The sequence below is a fragment of the Chromohalobacter sp. HP20-39 genome (genome assembly GCF_033052815.1).
In the GTDB taxonomy this organism is placed as follows: domain Bacteria; phylum Pseudomonadota; class Gammaproteobacteria; order Pseudomonadales; family Halomonadaceae; genus Chromohalobacter.
The window spans coordinates 1-255 of sequence record NZ_JAWHTP010000903.1 but is presented as its reverse complement, the minus strand read 5'-3'; the positions used below and the strand labels follow the sequence as shown (position 1 = coordinate 255).

Here is a 255-nt window from a genome sequence, read left to right as displayed (position 1 = left end):
CAGTCGGTCCGACATCTTCCACCTCCGCTGCCGGCGCGCGGCTCAAGAGATCGTTGAGGGTGGTCTGCCGACCAGCCTTCTCGTGCGGATGCGGGGTGGGCGGCGGCAACTCCATCGCCTGATCGCGCGTCGCGGCCGGCAGCCGGGGGAACGGGTCGACGCCGGTGAATTGTGCGAGTTTGGCGATGCTGACCACCGCATATTTCGGCGTGGCATCGTTGGGTGCGATGTAGGCTGCTGCGCCGACGCCCGGGA

At 68.2% G+C, this 255-nt stretch carries 1 protein-coding gene; it reads right to left on the bottom strand.

Annotation, left to right across the window (positions count from 1 at the left end; all coding sequences use genetic code 11):
• Positions 1-255, bottom strand: a 255-nt coding sequence (locus tag RVY79_RS20590; RefSeq protein WP_317466453.1) for a hypothetical protein, incomplete at both ends; no start/stop codon positions are given.